The sequence below is a fragment of the Pseudomonas sp. Irchel 3H7 genome (assembly GCF_900187605.1).
Taxonomy (GTDB): domain Bacteria; phylum Pseudomonadota; class Gammaproteobacteria; order Pseudomonadales; family Pseudomonadaceae; genus Aquipseudomonas.
The window spans coordinates 16,016-28,298 of the sequence record NZ_FYEA01000008.1; the positions used below are offsets into that span (position 1 = coordinate 16,016).

At 58.1% G+C, this 12,283-nt stretch carries 11 protein-coding genes; 4 read left to right on the plus strand and 7 right to left on the minus strand.

Features of this window, described 5'->3' with window-relative positions; all coding sequences use genetic code 11:
• Positions 1-261: 261 nt before the first annotated feature.
• The gene (locus tag CKW38_RS16240) at positions 262-1,041 is read left to right on the plus strand and encodes a TSUP family transporter (protein ID WP_007914752.1); all 780 of its coding nucleotides are present in this window, start codon (positions 262-264) and stop codon (positions 1,039-1,041) included.
• On the opposite strand, the gene nudC is transcribed toward CKW38_RS16240, so the two are convergent.
• The 4 genes from nudC to CKW38_RS16260 all read right to left on the minus strand — a co-directional run bounded on the left by nudC (position 1,009) and on the right by CKW38_RS16260 (position 5,385).
• Complete coding sequence (gene nudC / locus CKW38_RS16245) at positions 1,009-1,839, minus strand: NAD(+) diphosphatase (protein WP_007914754.1); 831 nt, start codon at positions 1,837-1,839, stop codon at positions 1,009-1,011. The two genes, CKW38_RS16240 and nudC, sit on opposite strands and share 33 nt — an antisense overlap.
• Before the next feature lie 6 nt (positions 1,840-1,845).
• A complete protein-coding gene (locus CKW38_RS16250) occupies positions 1,846-2,658 on the minus strand; it encodes a crotonase/enoyl-CoA hydratase family protein (RefSeq protein ID WP_007914761.1) in 813 nt (270 codons plus the stop codon).
• A 221-nt stretch (positions 2,659-2,879) separates the two neighbouring features.
• Positions 2,880-3,803 carry a magnesium transporter CorA family protein gene (locus CKW38_RS16255; RefSeq protein ID WP_095113256.1) on the minus strand — a complete coding sequence of 308 codons (924 nt, stop codon included), beginning with the start codon at positions 3,801-3,803 and terminating at the stop codon, positions 2,880-2,882.
• 7 nt (positions 3,804-3,810) lie between these two features.
• Complete coding sequence (locus tag CKW38_RS16260) at positions 3,811-5,385, minus strand: RimK family protein (protein ID WP_095113257.1); 1,575 nt, start codon at positions 5,383-5,385, stop codon at positions 3,811-3,813.
• Between the two features lie 92 nt (positions 5,386-5,477).
• Between CKW38_RS16260 and CKW38_RS16265 the strand changes: the two genes are divergently transcribed.
• On the plus strand, positions 5,478-6,578 hold the full coding sequence (locus CKW38_RS16265; protein ID WP_095113258.1) for a peptidase C39 family protein: 1,101 nt from the start codon (positions 5,478-5,480) through the stop codon (positions 6,576-6,578).
• Between the two features lie 114 nt (positions 6,579-6,692).
• On the opposite strand, the gene CKW38_RS16270 is transcribed toward CKW38_RS16265, so the two are convergent.
• Complete coding sequence (locus CKW38_RS16270; RefSeq protein WP_095113259.1) at positions 6,693-7,847, minus strand: PQQ-dependent sugar dehydrogenase; 1,155 nt, start codon at positions 7,845-7,847, stop codon at positions 6,693-6,695.
• Between the two features lie 52 nt (positions 7,848-7,899).
• Entirely contained in the window at positions 7,900-8,220 is a 321-nt protein-coding gene (locus CKW38_RS16275) for a hypothetical protein (protein ID WP_077572772.1), read from the minus strand.
• A gap of 189 nt (positions 8,221-8,409) precedes the next feature.
• Here CKW38_RS16275 and CKW38_RS16280 point away from each other — a divergent pair, with 189 nt between their 5' ends.
• A complete protein-coding gene (locus CKW38_RS16280) occupies positions 8,410-9,276 on the plus strand; it encodes a Ku protein (RefSeq protein WP_095113260.1) in 867 nt (288 codons plus the stop codon).
• Positions 9,277-9,393: 117 nt separating this feature from the next.
• Here CKW38_RS16280 and lpxO read toward each other — a convergent pair whose 3' ends face one another.
• Entirely contained in the window at positions 9,394-10,293 is a 900-nt protein-coding gene (lpxO, locus tag CKW38_RS16285) for a lipid A hydroxylase LpxO (RefSeq protein ID WP_007914777.1), read from the minus strand.
• A gap of 378 nt (positions 10,294-10,671) precedes the next feature.
• Here lpxO and CKW38_RS16290 point away from each other — a divergent pair, with 378 nt between their 5' ends.
• Positions 10,672-12,258 carry an ABC-F family ATPase gene (locus CKW38_RS16290; RefSeq protein WP_095113261.1) on the plus strand — a complete coding sequence of 529 codons (1,587 nt, stop codon included), beginning with the start codon at positions 10,672-10,674 and terminating at the stop codon, positions 12,256-12,258.
• The last annotated feature ends 25 nt before the right edge of the window (positions 12,259-12,283 follow it).

Sequence of the window (12,283 nt, forward strand, 5' to 3'; positions counted from 1 at the left end):
TGTTTTGTGGAAGGGGGATTTGTTGGCAGGTTGTTGTGTGGGCAACAGTTGGTTTATTTGTTGGCTCGACTGCCCTCATCGCTGGCAAGCCAGCTCCCACAAGGATCGGGGTGAACAATGATCCTCAGTGCAACGCAAAAACCTGTGGGAGCTGGCTTGCCAGCGATGGCGTCAGATGGGTCGCCGCAACACTTGGAAATGAGTAACATGACCGCCCTCCCCGCAGCTCACGTTCTGCTCCCTGCCGAATAAGCCGATTCCATGCCTTTCGAACTCAGCGTTGACCTCACCACCCTCGCCATCCTGGCCCTTGTCGCTTTCATTGCCGGTTTCATCGATGCCATCGCCGGCGGTGGCGGTCTGTTGACCACGCCTGCCCTGCTGACCGCTGGCCTGCCGCCGCATCTGGTGCTCGGCACGAACAAACTCAGCTCGACGTTCGGTTCGGCCACCGCCAGTTTCACCTTCTACAAACGCAAATTGTTCCACCCGCGACAGTGGACCCACGCCATCGTCGGCACACTGGTTGGCGCATTGACCGGAGCCGTCGTCGCCCATTACCTGCCGGCCGAATGGCTGAACAAGATGCTTCCGGTAATCGTCTTCGCTTGCGGCCTGTATCTGTTGTTCGGCGGCACGCCAAAAGCGCCACTGGACAGCGACGCCCCGATCAAAAAGAAATGGCAATCGACCCAAGGCTTCAGCCTCGGTTTCTACGACGGTGTGGCCGGCCCCGGTACTGGCGCATTCTGGACAGTAAGCAGCCTGCTGCTCTACCCAATCGATCTGGTCAAGGCCAGCGGCGTGGCGCGCAGCATGAACTTCGTCAGCAACATTGCGGCGCTGTCGGTGTTCGTGTTTTCCGGGCAGGTGGACTGGATCATCGGCCTGAGCATGGGCCTGTCGGTGATGGTCGGCGCGTTCTTTGGCGCGCGCACCGCAATCAGCGGTGGCGCTAAATTCATTCGCCCGGTGTTCATCACCGTGGTGCTGGGTTTGACCGTACGCCTAGCCTGGCAGCACTGGTTCAGCGTGGCCTAAACGCCGCGCCACGTAGACGTCGATCAGGTAACGGGCAATCGACTTGGACGCTGGCAACGGCGGCAAGTCGTGCACGTTGAACCACTGGGCGTCTTCGATCTCGTCTTCCTGACAGACAATTTCGCCACCGGCGTATTCGGCATGGAAGCCGAGCATCATCGAATGCGGGAACGGCCAGCACTGACTGCCCATGTACTGAATGTTCTTCACCTCGATCTGCACTTCTTCGCGCACTTCCCGAATCAGGCAATCCTCGGCGGACTCGCCCGGCTCGGCGAACCCCGCCAGCGTGCTGTAAACCCCGGTGACGAAACGCGGTGAGCGCGCCAACAGGATTTCGTCGCCACGGGTGATCAGCACGATCATGCTCGGCGAAATCCGCGGATAACTGCGCAAATCGCACGGCTGGCAATACATCGCCCGCTCACGCGGCACCTGCGTCATGGCCTGCCCGCAGTTGCCGCAGAAACGGTGCTCACGGGCCCAGGTGCCGATCTGCGCGGCATACCCAAGCACCTTGTAGATGGTGTGATCGCCGTCGAGCATGAACGCCCGCAGGCCTTTCCAGTTGCAACCCGACACTTCGCTGGCACTGCGCAGTTCCAGCAAATACACCGGCTCGCCATCGAGATGGCCAATGCCATGCTCGGTGAGAACTGACAAGTCCTGACGCTTGAGCCATTCCCGAGGGAACAACGCGCCGTTGTCGTCGAACAAAAAGCCTTCCGGGCTGCGCGCCACGGCCCAGCCGCCCGGTTGATCGGTGTCCAGTACTGCAGTGGTCCAGCGAGATGTCATGGTTTCTCAGTCCAGGAATTCGGGTTTCTGTTTGCTCATATGGGCAGCCATGGCCACGCGCAAGTCGGTGGATTGCAGCATGGCGGCATTCCAGGTGGCAACGTATTCGAGGCCGTCGTCGATGCGATGGTCGCGCATGTAGCTGATCATTTCCTTGGTGCCGGTGACCGCGATCGGCGATTTCGAAGCGATCTCGCGGGCGATGTCCAGCACACCTTCGAGCAGCGCGTCCTTGTCGCTGTAGACGCGATTGACCAGACCGATGCTGCGCGCCTCTTCGGCGCCAAAAGTGCGACCGGTGTAAGCCAGTTCACGCAGCATGCCGTCACCGATGATCCGTGGCAACCGTTGCAAAGTGCCAACATCGGCGGCCATGCCGATATCGATTTCCTTGATCGAGAATTGTGCGTCTTCGGCGGCATAGCGCATGTCGCACGCGGCGATCAGATCGATGGCGCCGCCCAGGCAATAACCTTGAATGGCCGCAAGCACCGGTTTACGGCAGTTGTCGACGGCGTTGAACGAGGCTTGCAGGGTCAGAATTTTTTTACGCAGCAGGCGCGCGTTACGGCCGACGTCCTTGCCCAGTTCATTGGCGACGCCGGCGAGCATCATCAGGTCGATGCCGGAGGAGAAATGTTTACCGTTGCCGCTGAGCACCACCACGCGCACTTCGTCGGTGTCGTCGACCCACTGGAAGATCTCGACGATCTCGCTCCAGAACGCCGCGTTCATCGAATTGATCTTTTCCGGGCGATTGATCTGCACATGGGCGATGTTGTCGGCCAGTTCGACGTTGAAGGCGGAGTATTGAGTCATGGCAGTGATCCTTTACCGGGCAGAAAATGAGGCCCGAACTATAACAAGGCATCACGGCGGCGGTTCGGCCAAATGCGGGACTGCAGTGCGCGTTCTCCCCTGTAGGAGCTGCCGAAGGCTGCGATCTTTTGATTTTGTTTTTAAGAGCCAAGATCAAAAGATCGTCCGATCGCGGCCCGAACCTTCGGCAGCTCCTACCCGGGTTATTGCACAACCCCCACTCATCGAGCCAAACGCCGCAACCCAAACATCATCCCCCCCGCTCCCAACAACATCACCGCCAGAAACACCGGATAGGAAATCCACCACGGCGTCCCCGCCGTCATCATGCTGAACTCCGACATGCCACCAATGCTCGCAATCAGGTTCAACGGCAGAAACACCACGTTGATCAACGTCAGCTTGCGCAGCAGGTTGTTCATGCTGTTGTTCATCAGATTGCCGCGCGCATCGATCAGTCCGGAAAACACCGTGGAGTAGATTTCCGCCTGCTTGTAGCACTGATTGTTCTCAATGATCAGATCGTCAATCAGGCCGAGCGCTTCACTGCCGAAATGCTGTTTCTCGGCATGATTGCGCAGGCGCGTGAGGACCGCGCCGTTGCTGTGCAGCGCGTTGATGTAATAGATCAGGCTTTCGCTGAGGTTGAACATCTGCACTAGATGCTGGTTCTGCATCGAGTGGTTGAATTTCTGCTGCAGTTCGCGGGCGACCAGTTTGATCACCTTCAGGTGCCCGAGGTAGTGATGGATATTGCTGAACAGCAAATCAAGCAACACATCCAGCGGCGTGTTCAACGGCTGGCGAGTGCCGAGGCCGTGCAGCGGCGTGTCGTCGGTGGCGATCACCAGCAGTTGTCCGGGGGCAAACAGCAATCCGCAGGACGACACTTCAAATGCCAGGCTGCCGCCACCGGAGTAGTTTTCCGGGCGTTTCCAGATCAGAAACAAATGGTCGGGATGAAACTCGATGCGCGACACCTCATCCGGGTCCAGCGCTGACGCCAATGCGTGTTCATCGACCTTGAAATGACTGTGCAGCAAGTCGCGCTCGGCGGCATCGGGGTTGCTGAACAGCATCACCTCGGCGTCCAGTCGCTCGACCCGCTGCAGGGCGCCGTGGCTCAGTGCGAAGCTGTTGATCATCGGCGCCTCACCAGGCCTGGCCGCGACGCTTGAGTTCCAGGCGGCGCACGAACTCTTCCAGCACCAGTGAGTACAGATCGTCGTGCAAATAGGCGTCTTCGATGCCGGCGTCGAGGTTGGGGTTGTCGTTGACTTCGATCACCACCACTTTGTCGCCGGCCTGCTTCAGATCGACACCGTAGAGGCCGTCGCCAATCAGATTGGCGGTCTTCACTGCCAGCTCCACCACCGCACGCGGCGCCTCGTGGATCGCCATCGTGCGGCATTCGCCGTTGACGTCCTGACCTTTGGCCTTGTGGTTGTAGATTTGCCAGTGGCCCTTGGACATGAAGTATTGGCAGGCGAAGATCGGTTTGCGATTGAGCACGCCGATGCGCCAGTCGTACTCGGTGTAGAAAAACTCCTGAGCCAGCAGCAACACCGAGTGCTCAAACAATTCGGCGGTCGCCTCAAGCAGCGCTTGCTGACTTTCGACCTTGATCACGCCGCGGGAAAAACAGCCGTCGGGAATCTTCAGCACCAGCGGAAAGCCGAGGCGCTCGCCTACCCGCTCGAAGTCTTCGGGTCGCTCCTTGTAGAGGATTTCGGTGGCGGGCATGCCCAGTTGATGGCTGTTGAGCAGATCGGTCAGGTAAACCTTGTTGGTGCAGCGCAATATCGACGTTGGGTCATCCATGACCACCAGCCCTTCACTTTCGGCCTTCTTGGCGAAGCGATAAGTGTGGTTGTCGACGCTGGTGGTTTCACGGATCAGCAAACCGTCGTACTCGGCGAGACGTGCGTAATCCTTGCGTTCAATCAGTTCAACGTCGATGCCCATGGTTTTGCCGACCCGGACGAAGTTCGCCAGTGCCTTGGCGTTGGACGGCGGCAACGCCTCCTGCGGATCATGCAGAATCGCCAGGTCGTAGCGCGCTACTTGTGGCGAGCGCGGCATTCGCCAGACTTTACGGCTGAAACCGTCCAGCGCATTGGCAAACTGATCTTCCTGATCGTCGCGCAACTTGTGCAAGGCACCGGACTTGATGCCTTCAATATGCCATCCGTTAGTTCGGCGAAACTCAACTAACAGAATCGGACAGGGAAACACTTCAAACAACTGCCGGGCCAGATCCTGTAATGGCTCGATATGGGTCCGGCCAAAATACAGGGTCAGAGTAAAGCCTTCGGTATCACTGTAGAGATGATGACTGAGGGCTTTCTCAAGGGTTTTATCGAGATCGTCCAATGCCAGACCGTACAGTGATTTTTTTGTCAGTTCGCTGATGGTTCGCACCGACGGAATCACCTTGTGCCCCCGCGCCTCGGCGAGCAACGAGCAGTAGTAACCGTGGCCCAGGTACTTGTAGCTGCGGCACAGATTGATCACCTGCACGCGCTTGCCCGGCTCGCTGTCACAGCTGTGCTCGAGGTATTCCTGCGCCGTCAGGATGTCTTCGCTGGGGAAATATGAGGCCCAGTCTTCCTTGCGCTCGACAATAATCAAAACCTGACTGGATGTTTTAATCGCTGATTTTAAATAAGTTGCCGCCGGCAAACTTTGCTCGGATACTTCGCGCCAATGACCCTGTACCGCTGACATAGAGATTGATCCGTTGGAGAACAAGACCTTTTCTATTAAGCACGAAGTTTTTTGAAAGTCTCGTTTCGTTACGCAACTTTTACGGTGGTCATATGAAGGCTGTTTTTCGTTTGGCGGTAGTTGAAGACTTGCCGGCGTTGCTGGCACTGGAAATGCAATGTTTCACCACGGACCGGCTCACCAGTCGCAGCTTTCAGTGGATGATCACCCGTGCTCACGGGCAGTTGCTGGTGGCGGAGTACGACGGTCAATTGTTGGGTTATGCGTTGGTGTTGTTTCATCGCGGCACTTCGCTCGCGCGGCTGTATTCCATCGCCATCGCCGTCGAGGCGCGCGGCACGGGCCTGGGCAAGGCATTGCTGCAGCGCATTGAAGCGATGGCCCTGGAACATGACTGCGCGTACCTGCGCCTGGAAGTGCGCCTCGACAACCCTGCGGCCATCGCGCTGTACGAGCGCAATGGCTACCGGCGTTTTGCCCTGATTCACGATTACTACGAAGACCACGCCGATGCGCTGCGTCTGGAGAAACGCATTCTCCAGCACCGTGATTCACGCAGCATCAAGGTGCCTTACTACCCGCAAACCACCGATTTCACCTGTGGCCCGGCGTGTCTGTTGATGGCCATGGGCGCATTGCAATCGGAGCGTTTGCTGGAGCGTCGGGAAGAGTTGCAGGTCTGGCGGGAAGCAACGACGGTGTTCATGACCTCCGGCCATGGCGGTTGCAGCCCGCAGGGATTGGCACTGGCGGCGTGGCGTCGGGGATTTCGCGTGCGTATGGCGCTGAGCATGAGTGGGCCGCTGTTCCTCGACGGTGTGCGTGACGCGCATAAAAAAGACGTCATGCGCCTGGTCCACGAAGAGTTTACGGCGCAATTGCAAGAGACCGATGTCGAGTGCGTGATCGGTGCATTGCTGGATCTGCCGCGACTGCTGGATGCCGGTGGACAGCCGTTGGTGTTGATCAGCAGCTATCGACTGACCCGCTCCAAATCGCCGCACTGGGTGATCGTGACCGATTGCGACGAAGACTTCGTTTACCTGCATGACCCGGATGTTGACCACAGCCAGCATCGACAGCCCATGGATTGCCAGCATGTGCCGGTGAGTCATGGGGAGTTCGAGAAAATGTGCCGGTTTGGCCGGGGTAAATTGCGTGCTGCAGTAGTGCTGTATTCCCGCGAAACGTAAACCTCCACATGCAGGAGCTGCCGCAGGCTGCGATCTTTTGATCTTGATCTTGAAAACAAGATCAAAAGATCGCAGCCTCGTTGCACTCGACAGCTCCTACAGGGGGAATCTTCTTTAAAGTTCGGGCTTCAGGCCGATTTTGTACAGTGAACCTTTCTCTTCATCGGTCAGCACATACAGATAACCATCCGGCCCTTGCCGCACATCGCGAATCCGCTGATTCAGTTCACCTAGCAAACGCTCCTCGTGCACAACCTTGTCACCATCGAACTGCAAGCGGATCAGCTCCTGAGTCACCAGCGCGCCGATAAACGCATTGTGTTGCCACGGCTTGAAACGATCGGCATCGTAAAACGCCATACCGGTAACGCCTGGCGACTTCTCCCAGACATGGTGCGGTGCCACGGTGCCTTCTGCGGTTTTGCCCTGAGCTTCCGGGATCGGCTGCATCGAGTAATTGATGCCGTGGGTCGCCAGCGGCCAGCCGTAGTTCTTGCCGCGCTCGATGATGTTCACCTCATCGCCACCGCGCGGGCCGTGCTCGTTTTCCCATAGCGTGCCGGTCCATGGATTGAGTGCCGCACCCTGCGGGTTGCGCAGGCCGTAGGCCCAGATCTCGGGGCGTACGCCGGACTGACCAACAAACGGGTTGTCATCCGGCACCTTGCCGTCCGGGTAGATGCGCACGACCTTGCCTTGCAGCTTGTCGAGATCCTGCGCGGTCGGCCGGTCGTTGTTCTCACCCAGGGTAATGAACAAATAACCGTCGCGATCAAACACCAGCCGTGAGCCGAAGTGATTGCCGACCGAAAGCTTCGGTTCCTGGCGGAAGATCACTTTGAAATCCTTCAGCGTCTTCAAGTCATCCGAGAGCCGTCCTCGCCCCACAGCGGTGCCGGCCTTGTCGCCGGCACCGCCACCTTCGGCATAGGACAGATAGACCAGACGATCCTGTTTGAAGTCCGGTGACAGCGCGACATCGAGTAACCCGCCCTGCCCCTTGGCCCAGACCTGCGGCACACCGGAGATCGGCGCCGACAGTTTGCCGTCGGCGGCCACCACGCGCAGATTACCCGGACGCTCGGTGACCAGCATGCCTTGGCGATCCGGTAAAAACGCCAGTGCCCAAGGATGCTCAAGGCCTGCGGTGATGGTCGTGACTTCGAGGGTGCCCTGCTCGCTTTGCAGCTCTTTGGGGGCGGCGGCAAAGGCCGCCGCGCTGATCAGCGCGCCGGCACACAGTGTGGCTAGAACGGTTTTACGCAACATGCACGATTCCTTTTGTTCGTTTGCAGGGCCGGCAGAACCTCAGTTCTGCCGCTCAACGGTTGCTGTCTCCGCTGCGCGAAGGTGGGTTGGGAATGAACGTGGGCGGCGTGCTCGGCACCGAGCGGATCGGCTGGCCATTACCAATGCCTCGGTTCTCGACCGTAGGCTGGCGCGGCGTCGGTACAGTGCTCGGTCCCCGAATGGGTGGAGCGCTGGGCTGAGTGCCCTGCATGCTGTTCGGATTGGCCCGGCGGATCGGACTGTTGTAGGGGTTATTGCTATTGCCGGTGGGGCTTTGCGCCAACAGGACGTCGGCATGAACCAGACCACCACTGAGGGTCAGGACGACGATGCCAAGCAGAATTCGGTTCATGACGCTGCCTCTCGATGGGCCGGGGATAGAGCCTTCGAGTCCACGCTACGCTCAGGGTTCGGATTTGTTAACCCGCAAGCCTTAAACAACATGTAACACGGCTTGACCGAGTCCCTGTAAACCCGCGCATTTCGGGGAAACTTTCAGTCACAGCCGCAGGTCATCCGATCATCACTCGGAGAACTCACCATGGCTCGGGCAATCTGGAAAGGCGCAATCAGTTTCGGACTGGTGCACATCCCTGTCGCATTGGTCTCGGCGACCTCGTCGCAGGGCGTCGATTTCGATTGGCTCGACAACCGCAGCATGGATCCTGTCGGTTATAAACGGGTCAACAAGGTCACCGGCAAAGAAGTCACCAAGGAGCACATCGTCAAAGGTGTGGCCTATGAAAAGGGCCGGTATGTGGTGCTGAGCGAGGAAGAGATTCGCTCGGCGCATCCCGTATCGACGCAGACCATCGACATCTTTTCCTTTGTCGATGCCGAACAGATTCCCCTGCAGAACATCGACACGCCCTACTACCTGGCACCCGACAAACGCGGCGGCAAAGTTTACGCATTGCTGCGTGAAACCCTGAGCAAAACCAACAAGGTCGCCCTCGCCCGCGTGGTGCTGCATACGCGCCAGTACCTCGCGGCGTTGATGCCGCTGGATTCTGCCTTGGTGCTGGTGAAGTTACGCTGGCCGCAAGAGGTGCGCAGCCTCGATGAGCTGGAGCTAGGCAGCGAAGTGACCAAGCCGCAACTGGCCAAGGGTGAACTGGACATGGCCAAACGGTTGGTGCAGGACATGAGCGCGGACTGGAAGCCCGAGGATTACAAGGATGAGTTCGAAGACAAGATCATGGCTCTGGTCGAGAAAAAGGCCCATGAAGGCAAGATCGAGGATGTTGAGTCGGTGGGCGGCGAGGAAGAGCGCAAGACAGCCGATGTTATCGATTTGACCGAGCTGCTTAAACGCAGTCTGGGTGGGAAAGCGGTGGCGAAGCCAAAAGCGAAAGCAGAGAAAACGGCGAAATCTGCGCCGGCGAAGAAGACCAAGAAGGCTTCCTGATAGTGATTGGTTGCCCTTGAGACCGTCATCGATAGCAGGCTCACTCCTACAGGGGAACGCATTTCAAATGTAGGAGTGAGCCTGCTCGCGATGGCGTCAGCAGCGTCTGCCTGGAACTCAGATCAGAATGAAGATCGCCAGCAAACCACCGAAGATCGCCCACTTCTCCATGTAGTAACGCTTGCGATTGCGCTTTTTCAGTTCTTTGCCACGCAGACGAATCTTGTAGATCCGCGTAAACAAGCGGTTGATCCCGCCGGTGCGGTCGCCTGCATCGTTCGGCGCGCCGGCAGCCGACATCACCGTACGGCTGAACCAAGCGTTGAACGCGGCGGCCCAGCGGTACTTCATCGGGCGCTCAATGTCGCAGAACAGGATGATGCGGTTCTTGTCGGTGGTATTTTCGGCGTAATGAATAAACGTCTCGTCGAACATCACCGCTTCGCCGTCACGCCAGTGGTAGCTCTCACCGTCGACGTTGATGTAGCAACCGGCGTCGTTCGGCGTGTCCAGGCCCAGGTGATAACGATACGAGCCGGCATACGGGTCACGGTGACGCACCAGTTTCGAGCCCGGTGGCAGCTCGGCGAACATCGCGGCTTTGATCGAACCAATGCTTTGCACCAGTTCGGTGGTGCGCGGACACAGCTTCATCGCCGACGGATGGCTTTCGCCGTACCACTTCAGGTAGAAACGCTTCCAGCCGCTTTTGAAGAACGAGTTGAACCCGACATCGTCGTACTGGTTAGAGCGCTTGATCTCGCCGGCACGCAGCAAATTCTGCCCTTCTTCGCGGATTTCCTCCCAGTGTGCCTGCAACGGGCTCAAGTCAGGAAACTCGCTCGGGTCCAGGTACGGCTGGTTCGGCTTCTTCGAAAACAGATAAAGAAAGCAGTTGATCGGCGCCAGAAACGTCGAGTGGTCGCTTAGTTGTCGACCGAGCTTGTGGCGCACACGCCCACGCAAATGAACGTATGCAATGGAAATGACATAAATAGCAGCAATGATGAGTTTCACGGAAATCGTCACACGTCAGAAGTGAACAAACTGCGCGCCTGGCGGCCTGAGGCTCAGCGTCTTATGCAGTGGTCTGATTACAAATGGCACGTCCTTGGCCCGCGCCGTTACCGGACGCTCGGTGAAAGGTGGCATTTTAGCCACAGTTTGTAACCGATAGTGAATCTTCAACTGTGAAAAACTGTCCCGCGATGACGCCAATCGGCAATCGTGGCGTGATCGCCCTATCGTTTAGAGAGCCAGACCAGTACAATCGCCGCCAAACTTTACGCGCCCCCCTTGGTTGATGACGGGACTCTCCCGCTTCAGCGCACTTCGACTCGGGCCAAGCGCTGCAGCCGCACCCTCGCTACTCAGAATGCTTCGCAGGAATAACTCTTGATCTCTACAGCTAACATCACGATGCAGTTCGGCGCCAAGCCGCTCTTCGAAAACGTTTCGGTCAAATTCGGCGCGGGCAACCGCTATGGCCTGATCGGCGCCAACGGTTGCGGCAAGTCGACCTTCATGAAAATCCTCGGCGGCGACCTCGACCCGTCCGGCGGTCAGGTCATGCTCGAGCCGAACGTGCGTCTGGGTAAATTGCGCCAGGACCAGTTCGCTTACGAAGAATTCACCGTGATCGACACTGTGATCATGGGTCACGAAGAGCTGTGGAAGGTCAAAGCCGAGCGCGATCGTATCTACTCGCTGCCGGAAATGAGCGAAGAAGACGGCATGGCCGTGGCCGAGCTGGAAACCGAATTCGCCGAAATGGACGGCTACACTGCCGAATCCCGTGCCGGTGAACTGTTGCTGGGCCTGGGTATCGGCATCGAGCAGCACTTCGGCCCGATGAGCGAAGTCTCGCCAGGCTGGAAACTGCGCGTATTGCTGGCGCAGGCACTGTTTTCCGATCCGGAAGTGCTGTTGCTCGACGAACCGACCAACCACCTGGACATCAACACCATTCGCTGGCTGGAAAACGTTCTGACCCAGCGTAACAGCCTGATGATCATCATCTCTCACGACCGTCACTTCCTGAACAGCGTGTGCACGCACATGGCTGACCTGGATTACGGCGAGCTGCGTCTGTTCCCGGGCAACTACGACGAGTACATGACCGTGGCGACCCAGTCCCGCGAGCAACTGCTGTCGGACAACGCCAAGAAGAAAGCACAGATTTCCGAGCTGCAATCGTTCGTCAGCCGCTTCTCGGCCAACGCCTCGAAAGCCAAACAGGCTACTTCCCGCGCCAAGGCGATCGACAAGATCCAGCTGGCCGAGGTCAAGCCTTCGAGCCGCGTGAGCCCGTTCATCCGCTTCGATCAGAACAAAAAGCTGCACCGCCAGGCGGTCATCGTCGAAAAAATGGCCAAAGGCTTTGACGGCAAACCACTGTTCAAAGACTTCAGCTTCCAGGTTGAAGCCGGCGAGCGCGTGGCGATCATCGGCCCGAACGGTATCGGTAAAACCACCCTGCTGCGCACCCTGGTCAACGAACTGACCCCGGATGCCGGCAGCATCAAGTGGACCGACGCTGCGGAACTGGGCTACTACGCTCAGGACCACGCGCACGACTTCGAAGACGACGTCACCCTGTTCGACTGGATGGGTCAGTGGACTCAGGGCGAGCAGATGATTCGCGGTACTTTGGGCCGCATGCTGTTCTCCAACGACGAAATCCTCAAGTCGGTCAAAGTGATTTCCGGTGGTGAGCAAGGTCGCATGCTGTTCGGCAAGCTGATTCTGCAAAAGCCGAACGTGCTGATCATGGACGAACCCACCAACCACTTGGACATGGAATCGATCGAGGCGCTGAACCTGGCGCTGGAAAACTATCCGGGCACGCTGATCTTCGTCAGCCACGACCGTGAGTTCGTATCGTCCCTGGCCACGCGCATCATCGAGCTGAGCCCGAATGGCGTAACCGACTTCAGCGGCACTTACGATGACTACCTGCGTAGTCAGGGTGTGGTGTTCTAAACAGCAGCTGAAACTGAAAAGCCCT

Bases quoted from the DNA above. Each gene is read 5' to 3' on its own strand.
- CKW38_RS16255 (WP_095113256.1), bottom strand. From the start codon at position 3,803: ATGATCAACAGCTTCGCACTGAGCCACGGCGCCCTGCAGCGGGTCGAG.
- CKW38_RS16260 (WP_095113257.1), bottom strand. From the start codon at position 5,385: ATGTCAGCGGTACAGGGTCATTGGCGCGAAGTATCCGAGCAAAGTTTG.
- CKW38_RS16250 (WP_007914761.1), bottom strand. From the start codon at position 2,658: ATGACTCAATACTCCGCCTTCAACGTCGAACTGGCCGACAACATCGCC.
- CKW38_RS16240 (WP_007914752.1), top strand. From the start codon at position 262: ATGCCTTTCGAACTCAGCGTTGACCTCACCACCCTCGCCATCCTGGCC.
- nudC (WP_007914754.1), bottom strand. From the start codon at position 1,839: ATGACATCTCGCTGGACCACTGCAGTACTGGACACCGATCAACCGGGC.
- CKW38_RS16270 (WP_095113259.1), bottom strand. From the start codon at position 7,847: ATGTTGCGTAAAACCGTTCTAGCCACACTGTGTGCCGGCGCGCTGATC.
- CKW38_RS16280 (WP_095113260.1), top strand. From the start codon at position 8,410: ATGGCTCGGGCAATCTGGAAAGGCGCAATCAGTTTCGGACTGGTGCAC.
- CKW38_RS16265 (WP_095113258.1), top strand. From the start codon at position 5,478: ATGAAGGCTGTTTTTCGTTTGGCGGTAGTTGAAGACTTGCCGGCGTTG.
- CKW38_RS16275 (WP_077572772.1), bottom strand. From the start codon at position 8,220: ATGAACCGAATTCTGCTTGGCATCGTCGTCCTGACCCTCAGTGGTGGT.